19 protein-coding genes are annotated in these 15813 nt (G+C 66.6%); 12 read left to right on the plus strand and 7 right to left on the minus strand.

Features of this window, described 5'->3' with window-relative positions:
* Positions 1 to 81: 81 nt before the first annotated feature.
* The 7 genes from VMD50_RS09405 to VMD50_RS09435 all read left to right on the plus strand — a co-directional run bounded on the left by VMD50_RS09405 (position 82) and on the right by VMD50_RS09435 (position 5424).
* Positions 82 to 888 (plus strand): alpha/beta hydrolase, encoded by an 807-nt coding sequence (locus VMD50_RS09405; RefSeq protein WP_325427094.1) that lies wholly within the window; start codon positions 82 to 84, stop codon positions 886 to 888.
* Positions 885 to 1667: an SDR family NAD(P)-dependent oxidoreductase gene (locus tag VMD50_RS09410; RefSeq protein ID WP_325427096.1), complete on the plus strand. Its 783-nt coding sequence runs from the start codon at positions 885 to 887 to the stop codon at positions 1665 to 1667. The genes VMD50_RS09405 and VMD50_RS09410 overlap by 4 nt, the downstream gene beginning before the upstream one ends.
* Positions 1664 to 2530: an LLM class F420-dependent oxidoreductase gene (locus tag VMD50_RS09415; protein ID WP_325427098.1), complete on the plus strand. Its 867-nt coding sequence runs from the start codon at positions 1664 to 1666 to the stop codon at positions 2528 to 2530. The genes VMD50_RS09410 and VMD50_RS09415 overlap by 4 nt, the downstream gene beginning before the upstream one ends.
* Positions 2531 to 2543: 13 nt before the next feature.
* The gene (locus tag VMD50_RS09420) at positions 2544 to 2969 is read left to right on the plus strand and encodes a hypothetical protein (RefSeq protein ID WP_325427100.1); all 426 of its coding nucleotides are present in this window, start codon (positions 2544 to 2546) and stop codon (positions 2967 to 2969) included.
* Positions 2969 to 3712 carry a hypothetical protein gene (locus VMD50_RS09425; protein ID WP_325427102.1) on the plus strand — a complete coding sequence of 248 codons (744 nt, stop codon included), beginning with the start codon at positions 2969 to 2971 and terminating at the stop codon, positions 3710 to 3712. Before VMD50_RS09420 ends, VMD50_RS09425 begins: the two co-directional genes overlap by 1 nt.
* A gap of 31 nt (positions 3713 to 3743) precedes the next feature.
* Entirely contained in the window at positions 3744 to 4235 is a 492-nt protein-coding gene (locus tag VMD50_RS09430) for a lipoprotein LpqH (protein WP_325427104.1), read from the plus strand.
* A gap of 202 nt (positions 4236 to 4437) precedes the next feature.
* Positions 4438 to 5424 (plus strand): alpha/beta fold hydrolase, encoded by a 987-nt coding sequence (locus VMD50_RS09435; RefSeq protein ID WP_325427106.1) that lies wholly within the window; start codon positions 4438 to 4440, stop codon positions 5422 to 5424.
* Here the strand turns inward: VMD50_RS09435 and VMD50_RS09440 are convergent.
* Positions 5419 to 6063, minus strand: a complete 645-nt coding sequence (locus VMD50_RS09440) for a TetR/AcrR family transcriptional regulator (protein WP_325427108.1) — start codon at positions 6061 to 6063, stop codon at positions 5419 to 5421. The two genes, VMD50_RS09435 and VMD50_RS09440, sit on opposite strands and share 6 nt — an antisense overlap.
* Positions 6064 to 6168: 105 nt before the next feature.
* On the opposite strand from VMD50_RS09440, the gene VMD50_RS09445 reads away from it, so the two are divergent.
* Genes VMD50_RS09445 through VMD50_RS09455 form a run of 3 tightly spaced genes read left to right on the plus strand, consistent with a single transcriptional unit; the run spans position 6169 to position 7480 of the window.
* Positions 6169 to 6303 (plus strand): hypothetical protein, encoded by a 135-nt coding sequence (locus VMD50_RS09445; RefSeq protein WP_325427110.1) that lies wholly within the window; start codon positions 6169 to 6171, stop codon positions 6301 to 6303.
* Complete coding sequence (locus VMD50_RS09450; protein WP_325427112.1) at positions 6276 to 6872, plus strand: LLM class flavin-dependent oxidoreductase; 597 nt, start codon at positions 6276 to 6278, stop codon at positions 6870 to 6872. The genes VMD50_RS09445 and VMD50_RS09450 overlap by 28 nt, the downstream gene beginning before the upstream one ends.
* 17 nt (positions 6873 to 6889) lie before the next feature.
* Positions 6890 to 7480: a peroxiredoxin-like family protein gene (locus tag VMD50_RS09455; protein ID WP_325427114.1), complete on the plus strand. Its 591-nt coding sequence runs from the start codon at positions 6890 to 6892 to the stop codon at positions 7478 to 7480.
* On the opposite strand, the gene VMD50_RS09460 is transcribed toward VMD50_RS09455, so the two are convergent.
* Positions 7470 to 8672: a cytochrome P450 gene (locus VMD50_RS09460; protein WP_325427116.1), complete on the minus strand. Its 1203-nt coding sequence runs from the start codon at positions 8670 to 8672 to the stop codon at positions 7470 to 7472. The two genes, VMD50_RS09455 and VMD50_RS09460, sit on opposite strands and share 11 nt — an antisense overlap.
* Positions 8659 to 9315, minus strand: coding sequence for a TetR/AcrR family transcriptional regulator (locus tag VMD50_RS09465; protein WP_325427118.1), 657 nt, complete (start codon positions 9313 to 9315; stop codon positions 8659 to 8661). Before VMD50_RS09465 ends, VMD50_RS09460 begins: the two co-directional genes overlap by 14 nt.
* A 146-nt stretch (positions 9316 to 9461) precedes the next feature.
* Here VMD50_RS09465 and VMD50_RS09470 point away from each other — a divergent pair, with 146 nt between their 5' ends.
* Complete coding sequence (locus VMD50_RS09470) at positions 9462 to 10247, plus strand: spirocyclase AveC family protein (RefSeq protein WP_325427120.1); 786 nt, start codon at positions 9462 to 9464, stop codon at positions 10245 to 10247.
* Between the two features lie 12 nt (positions 10248 to 10259).
* On the opposite strand, the gene VMD50_RS09475 is transcribed toward VMD50_RS09470, so the two are convergent.
* From VMD50_RS09475 to VMD50_RS09490, 4 genes are all read right to left on the minus strand, one after another.
* On the minus strand, positions 10260 to 11456 hold the full coding sequence (locus VMD50_RS09475) for a cytochrome P450 (RefSeq protein WP_325427122.1): 1197 nt from the start codon (positions 11454 to 11456) through the stop codon (positions 10260 to 10262).
* Entirely contained in the window at positions 11453 to 12445 is a 993-nt protein-coding gene (locus tag VMD50_RS09480; protein WP_325427124.1) for an LLM class flavin-dependent oxidoreductase, read from the minus strand. Before VMD50_RS09480 ends, VMD50_RS09475 begins: the two co-directional genes overlap by 4 nt.
* 69 nt (positions 12446 to 12514) lie before the next feature.
* The gene (locus VMD50_RS09485) at positions 12515 to 13579 is read right to left on the minus strand and encodes an NAD(P)H-dependent amine dehydrogenase family protein (protein WP_325427126.1); all 1065 of its coding nucleotides are present in this window, start codon (positions 13577 to 13579) and stop codon (positions 12515 to 12517) included.
* An 11-nt stretch (positions 13580 to 13590) separates the two neighbouring features.
* Positions 13591 to 14565: an LLM class flavin-dependent oxidoreductase gene (locus tag VMD50_RS09490; RefSeq protein ID WP_325427128.1), complete on the minus strand. Its 975-nt coding sequence runs from the start codon at positions 14563 to 14565 to the stop codon at positions 13591 to 13593.
* 147 nt (positions 14566 to 14712) lie between these two features.
* Here VMD50_RS09490 and VMD50_RS09495 point away from each other — a divergent pair, with 147 nt between their 5' ends.
* Complete coding sequence (locus VMD50_RS09495) at positions 14713 to 15807, plus strand: NAD(P)H-dependent amine dehydrogenase family protein (RefSeq protein WP_325427130.1); 1095 nt, start codon at positions 14713 to 14715, stop codon at positions 15805 to 15807.
* Positions 15808 to 15813: the final 6 nt, after the last annotated feature.

The following is a 15813-nucleotide window of genomic DNA, read 5'->3' on the forward strand; positions in this document are numbered from 1 at the left end:
TTTTCGCGCACGCCCTTCAGCTGTAAATATCCGATCCCTTTTCTGCAATTTGGTCTCGCAATTCGCGCTAGTCTCAGCGGCGTGCTCGAAGTGATCGATAAGGGGCCTGCCGGCGATTCCGAGAAAACGCCGTTGGTCTTCGTCCACGGTGCCTGGCATGGAGCCTGGTGCTGGGACGAGCATTTCCTGGACTTTTTCGCCGCAAAGGGCTATCGATCACTGGCGGTGAGCCTGCGCGGCCATGGCAACAGCCCCGCACCAAGCAGCAAGCGGTTCTGTTCGATCGCGGACTTCGTCGACGACGTCGCCTCCGTCGCCGACGGGCTGCCCATGCGACCGATCGTGATTGGGCATTCCATGGGCGGCTTCGTGGTGCAGAAGTACCTGGAGTCGCACGACGCTCCGGCCGCCGCCCTGCTCGCCTCGGTACCCCCGAGCGGGATCGCCCGATTCTTTTTGCACCGGTTCCAGCGGCACCCGTGGCTGACCGCGGGAAGCCTGGCCATGGGCAAGTCGTTGTCGAGCGTTGGCGGCACCCCGGAATTAACCCGCGAAACGTTCTTGTCCGAGGCGGTTCCGCGCGCCGACGTGGCGCGCTACACCGGGCTGCTCGACGAGGAGTACGTGTCGAAATTCGTGCTCGACATGCTGTTGCTGAACCTGCCCAAGCCCCACCTCATCACCACCCCGCTGTTGGTCCTGGGCGCCGAGGACGACATCGTCTTCACTCAGCAGGAAGTTCGCGCGACCGCGGCCGCATACCGAACCGAGGCCGAACTCTTCCCGGGAATGGCCCATGACATGATGCTCGAGCCCGGGTGGGCCGCCGTGGCCGAGCGGATCCACGCCTGGCTCGAAACCCGCTGTCCCACAACGCTGCCGCGATGACGGGCCGGCTCGACGGCAAGGCCGCGATCATCACCGGGGCGAGCAGCGGGCTGGGCCCGGTGATGGGCTCGCTGTTCGTCGCGGAGGGCGCCCGGGTGCTGCTGGCCGCGCGGCGCGAGGAGCTGGTCCGCGACGCCGCTCAGGTGGCCGGTTCTGGAGCGATCGCGATGCGCGCGGACGTGACCAACGAGCATGACGTCGCGGCCATGGTGGCGAGGGCGGTCGACGAGTTCGGCCACGTCGACATCCTGTGCAACAACGCCGCGGCGCCCGGGCAGGACCGTTGGATCTGGGAGCAGACGCTGGACAACTGGAACGCCACCTTCGCCATCGACGTCACCGCGGCCATGCTGTGCACCCGCGAGGTGCTCAACCGGTCGATGCTGCAACGCCGCCGCGGTGTCATCCTCAACTTCTCCTCCACGGCCGGCTACTCCGGCATCGTCCGCAAGACCCACTACGTCACCGCCAAGGCGTCGCTGCGGGCGTTCACCAAAGCCGTTGCGCTCGAGGTCGGCCCGTACGGCATCCGGTGCAACTGCATCGTGCCCGGCGCCATCGACACCGAGCTGTTTCGCAATTGGGTGCAACGCACTGCCGACGAGCAGGGCCTCGACTTCGAGACCGTTCGCGGCAGGTCCCTCAAAGGCGTGCCATTGCAGGACATTTCGACCCCCGAGGACGTCGCCAACCTGGCATTGTTCCTGGCCGGCGACGAGAGCCGAACCATCACCGGGCAATCGATTCCCGTGGACGCCGGCGGGTACATGCAGGGATGAGCCCCGGACACCCGAAACTCTCGGTCGCCACGCCCGTGGTCACCATGTTCCCCCGGGCCAGCGCCGACTGGGAGAAGACCGGCTCCATCGAGGAGCTGGCCCAGATCGCCGAGGCCGCGGACCGACTCGGCTATCACCACCTGACGTGCAGCGAACACATCGCGCTGCCCGCCGCCGAACAGCACCGCCGCGGCGCCCGCTATTGGGATCCGCTGGCCACCTTCGGCTACCTCGCGGCGCGTACCCGACGGATCCGGTTGGCCACCAATGTGCTGGTGCTCGGGTACCACCATCCGCTCGAGATCGCCAAGCGCTACGGCACCCTGGACAAAGTCAGCAACGGCAGGCTCATCCTCGGCGTCGGCGTCGGCAGCCTCAAAGAGGAGTTCGAGCTCATCGGCGCCCCGTTCGACGACCGCGGGCCGCGCGGCGACGACGCCCTGCGGGCGCTGCGCGCCTCGCTGTCGGCGCCCGAACCCTCCTACCACGGCGAGTTCTATTCGTTCGGCGGCGTGGTCGTCGACCCGTGCGCCGTCCAGGAACGCGTTCCCATCTGGATCGGGGGACGCACGCTGCGATCGCTGCGCCGCGCCGCGAGCCTGGCCGACGGCTGGGCGCCCTTCAACGTGGGCCTGCGGCAGGTCCGGGAGTGGTTGGGCCGCTTCGACATCGGGCCGGGATTCGAGGTCGTGCTGCCGCCCCCGGCGCCCCTGGACCCGATCGACGAGCCGGAACAAACCCGGGACATGATCGCCGAGACCGCGGCGCACGGCGCCACCATCCTCGCCGCGATTTTCACGCATACCTCGCTCCGGCATTACCTGGAAAATCTGCATGCGCTCGCCGAGTTGCATCTGTCTTGAGGGAAGGGCTCCCATGTCGAAGGCGCTTCGAGTGCTGTTCATCTTCCTGACGGGTTGTGCGGGCGTTGTGGTCGGCACGACCGTTTCGCCGGTCACCGCCACGAGCACGCCGGCCTGCGTCGGGTTGTCGATATGCCCGCCGCCTCCGCCGGATGCCGAAGGAAATCCCGGCTGCTACTACGCTGACGGCTGGCGCGATGCGTCGGGCGGCGGGATCGAGGTGTGGTACTTCCATGAGCCGCAGAACATTTCGAAGGCCGACACTGTGACGGCCCTGGTGCGCAAGAAGGATGGCACCAGCGAGTCCCAGGACGCCAACATCGAGCCCGGCCAACAAGTCCACCGCTTCGAATTTGCGGCCATCGACAAGTCCGCCGTTCAGGAGGTATTGCTGAGCACGGGCAACGGCCGCTGTTTCGTGATCGGGCCGGGCGCGTAATGCGAGTCAAGGCAGGCTTTTTCAGCCTCACGGCGCCAGCACCCGCCGACGATGACGGCAGCTACCTGCGGTGGCATCTGCTGGATCACATGCCCGAGCAATACCAACTGCCCGGGATCGTGTACGGGCTGCGGTGGATCGCCGACGGCGACTACCTCGAGCACCGCCTGGCGGCCGACGGGCCGTTGGGGCAGGTCGGCAACGCGGTGCACTACCTGGTCGGTGATCCCGTCGAGAAAACCTTCGAGGATTTCGTCGCCCTCGGCCGCACGCTGCGGGAGAACGGCCGCTTTCCGGTCACCCGTCCGTCGCTGCAAGTGGCCGGACTGCGCCTGCTGCAGTGGCGGGCCGCTCCGCACGCGCTCGTCTCCGCCGAGGTGGTGCCGTTTCGGCCGCACCGCGGGATCGTGCTGCTCATCGAGGAACCCACCCACGGCCGCCCGGACGAGTGGCTGCGATGGCTGCATGCCGAGCACTACCCGGCGCTGCTCGGCACGCCCGGCACCGCTGGCGCCTGGACGTTCGGTTCGAGCACCGGCTGGAGCCGCCTGCCCGTCGGCTGGCGGACGGACCACCAGTACATCACCGTCGTCTACCTCGACGGCGACCCGCTCACCACGGCCGACGCCCTGGCCCCCCTCATCGAAGAGCGGTGGCGGTCCGCCGCGGTGCGGCCCGTCTTCGCGGGACCGTTGCGAACCATGGTCAGCTGGGAGGCGTGGCCGTGCGAGCGGGCCCTATAGTCCTTCGTGACGACCTAGCGAAGGAAGTGTGATGACCAATCGACGGCTCGTTCTCGCCGCCGCCGGGCTCGCCTTGTTGGGGGGTGGCCTGCCGGCCTGCTCGAGCAAGGGTGGTCAGCCGTCTTCCGTCACGAGTTCGAGTGCGGTTCCGCCGACGACGACCGTCATGATGGACGGCAACAAGCACACCATGACCGCGGGCGTCGAGTGCAACAACTCCGCGGCGGTGCCGCCGGCCGAGTCGGGCGATCTGACCACCCACGTCAGCGTTCATGACGATTCGGCGTCGATAGCGTTGTCCATTTCGGACGAGAAGCCGCCCAGCGTCGACGGCTTTTCAATTTCGCTCAAGACGGGGTCCGGCCAGTATCAGCTGCCGTGGCAGGCGCCCCAGTCCGCAACCCAGGTACAAGCGACGAAGGACGGGAAGAGTTACACGATTACCGGGACGGGCCAGGGGGCGTCGCCGAATCAGGGGGACGTCCACCAGGTGACGTTCGGAATTCACGTGACGTGCCCGTGAGGGCGAAACTCGTTGCCGTCATGGGGCTTTCCTCTTCTGTCACTTGAGTCACCCGAGGAGAGCACCTGACTTTTTGTCCACCTCATAGCGACAACCGGTAGTCGCTACGAGGTGGACTCAACGGCATATCCACCGCTTCTTGTGACTCCTGGGACCAACCGGCCGGTTGTCGAACCGCGATCCCCTCTGACATGCTGGCAGCTTGGACATCTTCGCGGAGTGGCAAGACGGCGGGACGGAAGTTCGGTGGCGGTCGACCACCGCCGCCAACGACGGACAGCAAGTCACCGTGTTCAGCCGCCGTTGCGGGACACCCGGAACTCCCGCGCTGGTTCTCGTGCACGGCTTCCCGACGTCGAGCATCGACTTTTTCGCCCTCACCCGCGAACTCGGCAGCGAATTCGACATGTTCATGCTGGACTTCCCCGGCTACGGGTTGTCCGACAAGCCGCCGCCCCCCCACGTGTATTCGCTGTACGACGACGCGCGTCTGCTGGTCTACGCGATCACCCAGGTGTGGAAGCTGACCGAATTCCGCATGCTCACCCACGATCGCGGCAGCAGCGTCGGCATGATCGCGTTGGAGATGTTGGCTCCCCAGGACCCGCCCACACTGCCCGTCGACCTCATCCTGACAAACGCCAACATCTATCTTCCGCTGTCGAATCTCACCGTGTTCCAGACCGCCCTGCTCAACCCCGCAACCGGGCGAGACACCGCGGCGGCGACCACCCCGGAGATGCTCGCGGCGGGCCTGGGCGCCAGCACCTTCATGCCGCGGCGGACGTTGCAAGACCCCGAGATCGCGGCGCTGGCGAAGTGCTTCGCCCACAACGACGGAATCCGCGTGCTGCCGGACACGATCCAATATCTCAACGAGCGCGCCGCGGACGAAACCAGTTGGCTGGAGGCGCTTTCCAAGCTCAACGTCAACACCACGGTGGTGTGGGGCCTGCACGACAACGTCTCGCCGGTGCGCGTCCCCAACTACGTGTGGCAGACGTATCTCAAGACCAAGCCCGGCCGGAACCGCTACTGGCTGGTGCCCGGCGCGGATCATTACCTGCAGTGCGACGCCCCCGCGCAGCTGGCCCAGATCGTTCGCCTCACGGCTCGGGGTGGGGACATCCCGCTTCAGACGCTCGGGAACCAGCCCGACGGCGCCGTCCTGGTGGACAGCACCTCATAGGCCGCCGAGCAGTTGGCACTTCAAGGTGTCGGCCAGCCAGTCGCGGTATTTCGGTTGGCTCCACCGGCGGATACCGACCAGCGCGTGGTGCAGGCCGGGGTCGTTATAGACCCAGATGATGTCGCGGGCTGACGCGACGGATAGCCCAGGCCGCAATCCCCCTTTGCGGCCCAGCAGGGTCGCCATCTCCTTCGCCCCGGCCAGGCGCTGCCGGCTGAGTTCGGTCCACAGTTCGCCGACTTCCGGGTCGACTCCGGCGGCCGACCGCACCACCTCGTAGATGGCAGACACCCGCTGCTGGGCGTCGCTGAGCATGCCCGCGTATCCCGTGACGATCTCGGTGGGGTCGGCCATGGCGAATAGCTTGCGCGCTTCGGGACGTTCATGGAACGGGACCTGCTCGTCGTCGCCGACGATGGCCCGGTCGCACGCGGTTTTCAGCAGCCAGGGCTTGCCACCGGCGGCGGCGAACACGGTGGAACGCCCGACTCCCGCCTCCTCGGCGATCGCATCGATCGACGTGCCCCCGTAACCGCGTTCCACGAAGAGACGCGTGGCAGCGTCCAGCACCAGCCGGCGCGTGGCGGCGGCCTGCTCGGCACGCAACCGGGACTGATACGGGCTGCGCGAGGAATTCATCGGACTCCCAGTATGCCCCACCGGGCCGGTCGATCGGGAATTAATCCGATCCATCGTTTATTGAGCATACTATTAGTACGACGAATATAGGGGAAGGAAGCCACCATGCCCGCCAGACCCATCAGGCTCGGATTGACGCTGCCCGGCCGGAACTCCGTACCGGAGATGGCCGAGGAAGCGCCTCGGCACTGCTGGCACGCGACCTCGCCGCCGTGGACTCCGCAACCGGTGGGCGGCTGATCGTCTCCCTGGGCACCGGCTACGCCGAGCAAGAGTTCGACGCGGCCGGCCTACCGTTCCCTAGCCCGGGCCAGCGCGTCCGCATCCTGACCGAACACGCCACCGAAGTCCGCAGGCTACTCTCGAATCCCGGCCACATCCCCCCGCCGGTACAGACTCCGCCGCCGATCATGGTGGCCGGCGCGGGAGACAAACTGCTGACGATGGCGGCGCAGCAGGCCGACATCGTCGCCATCGCCTCCATGGGCACCGACGCCGATCTGGCCGAACGGGTCGGCTTCGTCAAAGACAAAGCCGGGAACCGCGTCGACGACCTCGAATTGAGCTTCTCCTTCTTTCAAGTCTCGATGGACGGCCCCAGCGACCTGTCCCTGTTGCGGCTGCTCGAGCCCGACGCTCCCGAGGCCGAGCTCCGCAAGCTCACCACGCTGCTCGACCTTCCCGTTTTCGGTGCGGTCGAACGCATCCAGAAACTGCACGAGGAACTCGGTATCAGCTACTTCACCTTCAACAAGACCTTCGGAACGTCCTGGGAAACCCTCGAGAAGCTCGTCGCGGCCGTCAAATAGATCAAGGAGAGAACGTTATGTCCCGCAAAGCCGAAACCACCGCTGCCCGCCTCTGCGCCGGAGACCACTTTCCGCAACTGGAACTGACCGGCATCCTCGACGAACCCATCGCTATCCCCGACCCCGGAGGCGCGTTGACCCATCTGCAATTTCGGCGGTTCGCCGGTTGTCCGATCTGCAACCTGCACCTGCGCTCGATCACCGCACGGCTCGACGAGATCACCGCCGCCGGCATCCGGGAGGTCGTCGTATTCCATTCCACCCCTGCCGAACTGCGCAAGTACGAGAAAGACCTGCCCTTCCCGGTCGTCGGCGATCCCGACCGGAAGCTGTACCGCCGCTTCGGTGTCGAGGCCGCGGCCAGGGCAATACTCAACCCCGGCGCCTGGCGGGCGCTGCCCAGCGGGTGGTGGTATGCGCTCCGGAACGCGATCAGTCAGCACCGAGCACCGATGCCGGCCAGTCCGACCAACGGCAATCTCGGCCTGCCCGCGGACCTGTTGATCGACGCCGACGGTGGCGTCGCTGCAGTGAAATACGGCAAGCACGCTTACGACCAGTGGTCGGTCGACGACCTCCTCGCCATGTCGCGGCACTTCACCCGGTGACGACGGGCAAGCGCGCCCAGCCGCGCACGCTCGCGGTGTGCGCCCGTTCGGCGTTGGCGTGGTCGACTTCCCAATCGGGCCAGCGCTTGAGCACCTCTTCCAGCGCCACCCGGGTCTCCATCCGGGCCAGCGCCGAGCCGAGGCAGAAGTGCAGGCCCTGCCCGAAGCTGAGGTGGCCGCCCTCGCGGTGGATGTCGAAGCGGTCGGGATCGGCGAATCGGCGTTCGTCTCGGTTGGCGGAACCGTTGAGCAGCAACATGAATGATCCCTCCGGGACGACGCGGCCGTGGTGCTCGGCGTCGCGGGCGACGTAGCGGGCCTGCACCGGCGACGGGGGTTCGTAGCGCAGGGTTTCCTCGACCGCGCCGGGGATCAGCGACGGATCCGCGACGAGTTCGCGGCGCTGGTTCGGGTGATCCGACAGCAGCTGTCCCATGAAACCGATGAGCCGGGCGGTGGTTTCGTTGCCGGCACCGGCGATCATGGCGGTGTAGGCCAGCACCTCGGTCCGTGACAGGGGGCGCCGCGTGCCGTCGGGTTCATCGATCTCGGCGCGCAGCAGGTCGGTCATCAGGTCATCGGACGGATGACTGGCGCGCCATTCGATGTACTCGGCGAACATAGCGATGGTGTCCGCGAACAGGTTCGGGTTGACCCCACCGGGCTTGCGGCCCTCGGTCATTTCGATGAAGGCCCCGTTGCGATCCCGTATGTTCGCCTGGTCCTCCTCGGGGATGCCCAGCAGGTAGCCGATGGTCCGCATCGGCATCGTCGCCCCGAGGTCGGCGATGAAGTCGAACCCGCCGGCACCGATCAGCGGGTCCAGTTCCCGGACGCAGAATCCCCGCACCATGGACTCGACGTCCAGCATGCGCCGGGGCGTGAAGACTCGGGACAGCAGGCGGCGGTGCAGGTCGTGCAGCGGCGGATCCTCGAATAGCAGGATGCCCGGTGGCACTTCGATGTTGTTGAAGAGGATGTCGGCGGTGGTGCCGCGACCGGATCGGTAGGTCTCCCAGTTCGGCAGTTCGCGTGCCACGTCCTCATACCGACTCAGCGCGTAGAAGTTGAACTTCTCGTTGTAGTACAACGGCGCCTCTTCGCGCATGCGCTTCCACACCGGGTACGGATCGTCGTCGATGTCGACGTCGTATGGGTCGTAATACAACTCGACGGCCCTAGTGCCTGTCATGATCGTGTTCCTTCCGGTGCAGGAAGCCGTGCAGGATCGCCTGGACGAGCTCCTCCACGATGACCTCCCTCGACGGCTGCTTGGTTCCGAAGTACGTGGAACGCAACGCGGCCATGCCGGCGATCATCGCCACCGTCGAATGCGCCGGCAGGTCCGGGTGATCCGACCGCAGCCCGCGCAGATGCATGCCCTCGGCGCTGATCCGGCCGAGCACCGTAAGCGCCCGCCTGACGTCGGCAATGCCCGCGTCGGCCATCTCCTCCTCGGTGAGGGCCTCGGATGCCATCAGCGTCAGCAGGAGACCCTGGTGTTCGACGAACACGTCGTAGAGCTGCCCGACGAAATGCCCGGCGAGCTCCTCCTCCTTGGTCTCCTCGGGGATGACCGACTGCCAGGTCCGGCCGAATTCGTCGACGAAGCTGGTGAACGGCAGGACGAGCGCCTCGCGGAACAGCGCCGCCTTCGATCCGAAGTGGCGAAACAGCAGGTGCTCGGTAACGCCGGCAGCCTGGGCGATTTCACGCGTGGTGGTGCCGCGGTAGTCCTGGCGGGCGAACAGGTCTCGGGCGGCGTCGAGCAGTAATTTGCGCGGTGCGCCACGCGGCCGGCGCGTGGCCGCGGTAGTTGCAGATCGCTGGGCCACGACGTTTAAGATAGCATGCACTATCTTCATGAATCGACCCGTTATGGGAAGGGCGCGGACGTGGGCGCAGTCATCATGCTTGGCACGCTGTTCGGGCTGATCGCCCTGATCTTCGGCTTGGTGCTGCGCTTCGACAAGGGCGACCGATGAGCGCCGGGATGACGCCCTTGATGCAGGCGGCCAGTGGCTTCGCCCTCGTCGGTGGCATCACATTCACCGCAATCGGTGTTTACCTGAGCGTGCGCCGACGCCGGCTGCACCCACTGCTGCTCCTCTGCATCTCGGCGATCTCGTTCTCTTGGATCGAGGCGCCCTATGACTGGGCGATGTACGCCCAGTTCCCGCCCGCTATTCCGCGAATGCCGTCATGGTGGCCGCTCAACGTGACGTGGGGTGGGCTGCCCTCGTTCGTTCCCATCGGCTACATCTCCTACTTCGTGTTTCCGGCGGTGACCGGCGCGGCGCTGGGGAGATGGCTGAGCGCGAAACTCCAGTGGCGCAGAGCGATAACACTGTTGACTGTCGGCCTCGTCGTCGGGTTTTGCTGGGCGCTTCTCTTCAACGGGTTCCTGGGAGCCAAACTCGGCGTCTTTTATTACGGCCGCGTGATCCCCGGGCTTGCGATACGTGAGGGAACCATTCACCAATACCCGCTGTATGACTCCCTCGCGATGGGCATACAAATGATGGTGTTCACCTACCTGCTGGGCCGGACCGATTCGCAAGGACGAAATGTGTTGGAGGCGTGGGCCGAGAAGAGGTCGTCGAGTCGCATTGGAGCGTCGGTCCTGTCCGTTGTCGCGATCGTCGTCTTCGGAAATGTGCTCTACGGAGCAGTTTTCGCGCCCCACCTCGTGACGAAGCTGGGCGGCTGGGTAACTTCGGGGCCGACGGGCCAGTTGTTCCCGGGCGTGCCGAACCAACCCCCTTAGGCAGGCGAGAACTCAGCCGGTGAAGACGGGCAGCTTGGACCAGCCCCGCACGCTGGACGTGTGCGCCTTGGTCGCGTTGGCGTAGTCGACTTCCCAATCCGGCCAGCGCTTGATGACTTCCTCGAGCGCGACCCGCGCCTGCATGCGCGCCAACGCCGACCCCATGCAGAAGTGCAGCCCGTGGCCGAAGCTCAGATGCGTGGCGCCGCGATGGATGTCGAACGTCTCCGCGTCGGGAATCCGGCGTTCGTCCCGGTTGGCGGATCCGTTGATCAGCAACATGATCGACCCCTCGGCGACCCTCGTGCCATGGCATTCGACGTCACGGGCGACGTAGCGCGCCTGTACCGGGGAGGGCGCTTCGTAGCGTAAGACCTCCTCGATGGCCATGGGAATCAGCGACGGGTCGGCCGCGATCTGCCGGCGCTGATTGGGGTGCTCGGCCAACAGTTGGCCGATGAAACCGATGAGTCGCGTGGTCGTTTCGTTGCCCGCGCCGGCGATCATGCTGGTGTACAGCAGGACCTCGGACCGGGCCAGCCGCCGAGTCCCGTCGGCGTCCTCGACCTCGGCGTTGATCAACTGCGTCATCAGGTCGTCGGAGGGGTGGTCCACGCGCCAATCGATGTAGTTCGCGAACATCTCGTGGCTGTGCTCCAGGAAGTCTTGTGGAACCGCCCGGAACGTGCCCTTTTTCAGGGTGAGCTGGCTGCCACCCTTGTCCCGGATCGCTACCTGATCGTCCTCGGGGATGCCCAGCAAGTAGCCGATCGTGCGCATCGGGACCATCGCGCCGAGGTTCTCGACGAAGTCGAACCTGCCCGTGCCGACGAGCGGGTCCAGCGCGCGCACGCAGAACGCCCGGGTGAGCGGCTCGATGGCCTCCATCCGCCGCGGCGTGAAAACTTTTGACAGCACGTGGCGATGAACGTCGTGGATCGGCGGGTCCTCGAAAAGGATGACACCGGGCGGCAACTCGATACCGCTCATGATGATGTCCATGGTGGTGCCGCGACCCGATCGGAACACGTCGAAATTCATCAGTTCGCGGGAAACGTCGTCGTAGCGGCTCAGCGCGTAGAAGTTGTACTTGTCGTTGTGGTAGAGCGGTGCCTCGTCGCGCAGCCTCTTCCAGACCGGGTACGGATCGTCGTCGATGTCGAAATCGAACGGGTCGTAATACACCTGGGCGGTGCTTGCTCCGCTCACAGCGCCGCCTTTCGCTCCGAGAGCGCCTCGGGCAGCACGACGTCGCCCACGCGCTTGAGGTACGGCCACGCGACCTCCGGCGGAAGTCCGCCGCACAGCGGCGAAAGGTTGAGTATCTGGCCGGCGCGGACCCGCGAGATCGCCTCCGGGACAGAGATAATGACGTGCGACGCTGGCGCGGCACGCAGCTCGTCGACGGTCTGCACGTGCGAGAAGCCAGCCGTCGTCTCGTCCCCGGGATTCCACTCCGCATAGGTGCGCACGTCATGCAACAGATGCTCGCCAAGCTCTTGCCAAGCCTGGTCCACGTCATCGGCGACGAAAACGACTGAGGGGGTGTCGCGGCCGGGAAACATCGTCGGGCCAGGCGTATGACCCTGCTCGCGGCAGGCCTCCTCGTATGCCTCCTGCATGCCGGGTGCGTTGGCGTTGCCCAACATGCCCAGGCCATACCTGCCGGCCCGGCGGGCCGCCGCCACGGTGCCGCCGCCCCACATCAAACCGGGGCCGCCGGCGGTGTGCGGGCGCGGCGTCACCATGATCCGTCGTCCGTCTCGGCTGACCGTTTCGTCCGAAAGCAGCGAGCGCAGCAGCTCGAGCTTCTCGTCCGCGAGCCGCCCGCGACCCTTCAGTGCCACGCCGAAGTGCTCGAACTCCTCGGGCCGATACCCCAGGGCCAGGATGTACGACGCCCGCCCGTTGCTGATGATGTCGAGGACCGCCATGTCCTCGGCGAGGCGCACGGGGTCGTAGAACGGGAGAATCAGGATCAGGCTCAGCGCCAGGCGCCGCGTTCTCGCGGCCACGGCCGACGCCAACAAAAGTGGGGACGGCAGGTAGCCGTCCTCGGACCCGTGATGCTCGCAGAACACCGCGGCCAGCCCGTCATGATCCTCGGCCCAGGCACACATTTCGGGTACGGCGCCGTACAGCGCCACTTTCGGCGCCCCCCACGACGGGGCGCGCATGTCGAAGCGCAGTGTGAACACACCCAGCTCCTAGACAACCTAAGATTTGTTGCCCGTACGCTACGTGGCCTCCAAGAGCTGCGTCAACGCCTAGGCAAAGACGTGGCGCGGCAAAGTCGTCGGGATGTCCAGCGAGCTGAGCAGGCCGGGCGCCGCGTCGACCACGTACGGGATCGCATTGACCACCCGCATGGCCGTCGCTGTCATGGCGGCGCGCCCCGCGCCGTGGCCCTCGGCCTCCCCGAGCGTCAATACGCAGTGAACATCCGGATCGCCTTCGATGTCGACGCGATAGGTCGCGTCGCACTCCGAAGTCGGCCAGTCGGAGGCGACGTCGCGGGCCATCCGGATGATGTGCTCGATCACGATCGCCTCGCGGCCGTTGACCACCCCCGCGGCCCGGGTGCGCACCGCGCCGCAGGTGCCCGCCTGGATGGTGCCGAATGCCACCTCGATGTCGCGATCGGTAACCTCCCGGTCGAGGGAGCCGTTGATCCGCTCCACCTCCACATCCAGCCCGCTGGCTATCAGGTATATCGGTGCCTTCCAAGCCATTTCGATGAAGCCGGGTGTGGATAGCATGGGAGAGAAATCCGGTGGGCGGCCGAAGCCCATCCCGTCCATCATCACGTCGGCCACCGGGTAGTGGTCGTTGAGGGCGACCTCGCTGGCCGTGATGGTGCGGATGTTCTTCGACTGCGTCGTCATGAGCAACGCCAGCTGATCGGACGCGAAGCCGGGAAAGATGCCCGAGACGTAGAACGAGGCCCCGCCGGACTTGGCCGCCGTCTCGAGTTGGTCGCGCCAGTCCGGGGCGAAATACGAGGGCGGATACACCAGGCTCGTCGACGATGTCGACACGACGTTGATGCCCGCCCCCAGCAGCCGCAGGTAGTCCGGCACGGCGGCGCCGTCGCGGTCCGGACCGCTCGCGGCGTACACCACGGCGTCGGGGGCCAGCGCGATCAGCGCGTCGGCGTCGTGGGTAGCCCTCACGCCCAACGGCTCGATGCCCGCCAGCTCGCCCGCGTCCTTGCCGACCTTGTCGGGCGAATGAACCCATACGCCAACGAGTTCCAGATCCGGTCGGCGGCGGATGGCATCGATCGCGATCGATCCGACTCCGCCGGTGGACCATACAACGACTCGTGTCACAAGCACTCTCCTTACGCGTGGGCCCGGGCGGCGGCGGCCGCGGCGCGCTCGAGGTAGGGCCACGCCACGTGGGGCGGCACGCCGCCGCACAGCGGGTGCAGCGGGAGGGGCCGCCCGCCGCGCACGAACTCGGTTGCCTCCTCAGGCGTGAGGATGCGGTAGGGGCCGTTCTCCGCGCGAAGTTCGGCCACGCTGTCAGCGCGGGTGATGCTGGCCACCGAGTCGTCGTGGGGCCGGTACGACGCCGCCATCACCGCGTCGTGCAATAGATACGGCCCCAGCGCATCCCAGGCCCCATCGACGTCGTCAGCGACGAAAACCGCTGTGGCAGCGCCTCGGACGGGAAACTGGATCATTCCGAACTCGTGTCCGTGGGCGCGGCACTGTTCTTCGTAGAACTCCTTGAGGCCCGCCAGATCGGTCTGGGAGACGAACCCGAGGCCGAAGCGGCCGGCACGCCGGGCCGCGGCCTTGCTGCCGCCGGCAATCAGCATCATCGGCCCGTCGGACGAGCCGCTCGGCGGCGTGACCCGGACCGTGCGCCCCCGGTATTCGACGGCCTCGCCGCGCACCAGCGGGCCCAGCACGTCGAGGATCTCATCGGCCACCCGGCCGCGGGTGGCCATGGCGATGCCGAAGTGCTCGTATTCCTCGCTTCGATGCCCGACACCGAACACGTAGGACACCCGTCCCCGGCTGATCAGGTCGAGGACGCTCATCTCTTCGGCCAGCCGGACGGGATCCCACAACGGAATCGGCACCGCGGCAAGAAGGATCGCCAACGTGTGGGTCCTGGCCGCGATCGCCGAGGCCAGCATGAGAGGCGCGGGCAGGTGACCGTCGTCGGCCCCGTGATGCTCGGAGAGAACCACCAAAACAGCGCCCCGGGTTTCCGCCCACGCGCACATGTCGATCGCCGCGGCGTAGAGGTCGGCGGCCGGCGCGGCTCGGCCCGGACCTCGCATGTCGAACCTGAGCGTGAACACTCACAGCACCATAACCTAAAATTTGTTCGTTAAGATAGTGCGTGCTTTCTTAAACCATTGACCGCGTGGACCCGCGGCTGTTAGCTTGCGACGTAAGGGCAACGGCCGCCTCGGCTTTCATCGTGTCCGCACCTGAGGAGGAACGAGATGACGGCTCATCGCGTGGTGGTGTGGGCGACGGGCGGTATCGGGTCGATCGCGATCCGCACCATTCAGCATCGCCCCAATCTGGAATTGGTCGGTGTGTGGGTGCACTCGCCGGAAAAGAACGGCAAGGACGCCGGCCAGCTCGCCAACGGCGAGCCCATCGGCCTGGCTGCCACCAATGACGCGGATGCGTTGATTGCGCTGCGGCCCGATTGCGTGATCTACGCGGCCAGCGGCCCGGAACGTGATGCGCTGGCCGTCCCGGACTACGTCAGGCTGCTCGAGGCGGGCATCAACGTCGTCACGACCAGCACCACCCGTCTGGTCAACCCGCACGCCTACGAACCCGCCGAATGGCGCGACCAACTTGTCGCCGCGGCGAAGCGGGGCCAGGTGTCGCTGTACGCGTCAGGGATCGAGCCGGGCTTCGCCGCCGACTACCTGCCCCTGGTCCTGACCACCCAGTCGTCGTCGATCGAAAAGATCCACTCGTTCGAGATCGGCCTGTACGACGACTACGGGGTTCCCGACATCATGAGCGACGCGTTGGGGTTCGGCCGGCCGCTCGAATACCAGCCCTGGATCGGCTTCCCGGGTGCGATCGCCGGCGAATGGCAGGGGCAGATCCGCCTGGTCGCCGACGCGCTGGGCGTCGAAGTCCAGGAGGTTCGCGAGGGTTTCGACCGGGCCGTCACCAACCGGACGCTGGAGGTCGCGATGGGCACCGTCGAGGCGGGGACGTGCGGCGCGCTGCGCATGCGGGCGATCGGGGTGGTCGACGGCCGCGGAGCCATCGTCATCGAGCACGTCACCCGCCTCGCGCACGACGTCGCCCCGGACTGGCCGACCGGGATCGGCGACCTGTCCTACCGCATCACGATCACGGGCGACCCCGACATCGACTGCACCATGGCGGCCACGCTGAAGGATCCCCGCAAGGCCGGAGTCGCGGGCATGACCTCCGGCGCGGGCGCGATGGTCGCCACCGCGATGCGCGTCGTGAATGCCGTGCCGTATGTCGTTGCCGCAGAACCGGGACTGCTGAGTTCGGTCGACCTGCCGCTGACGATTCCAAAGCACGCGTTTGGCACCTAGTCTGCC

The organism is Mycobacterium sp., assembly GCF_035506235.1.
Taxonomy (GTDB): domain Bacteria; phylum Actinomycetota; class Actinomycetes; order Mycobacteriales; family Mycobacteriaceae; genus Mycobacterium.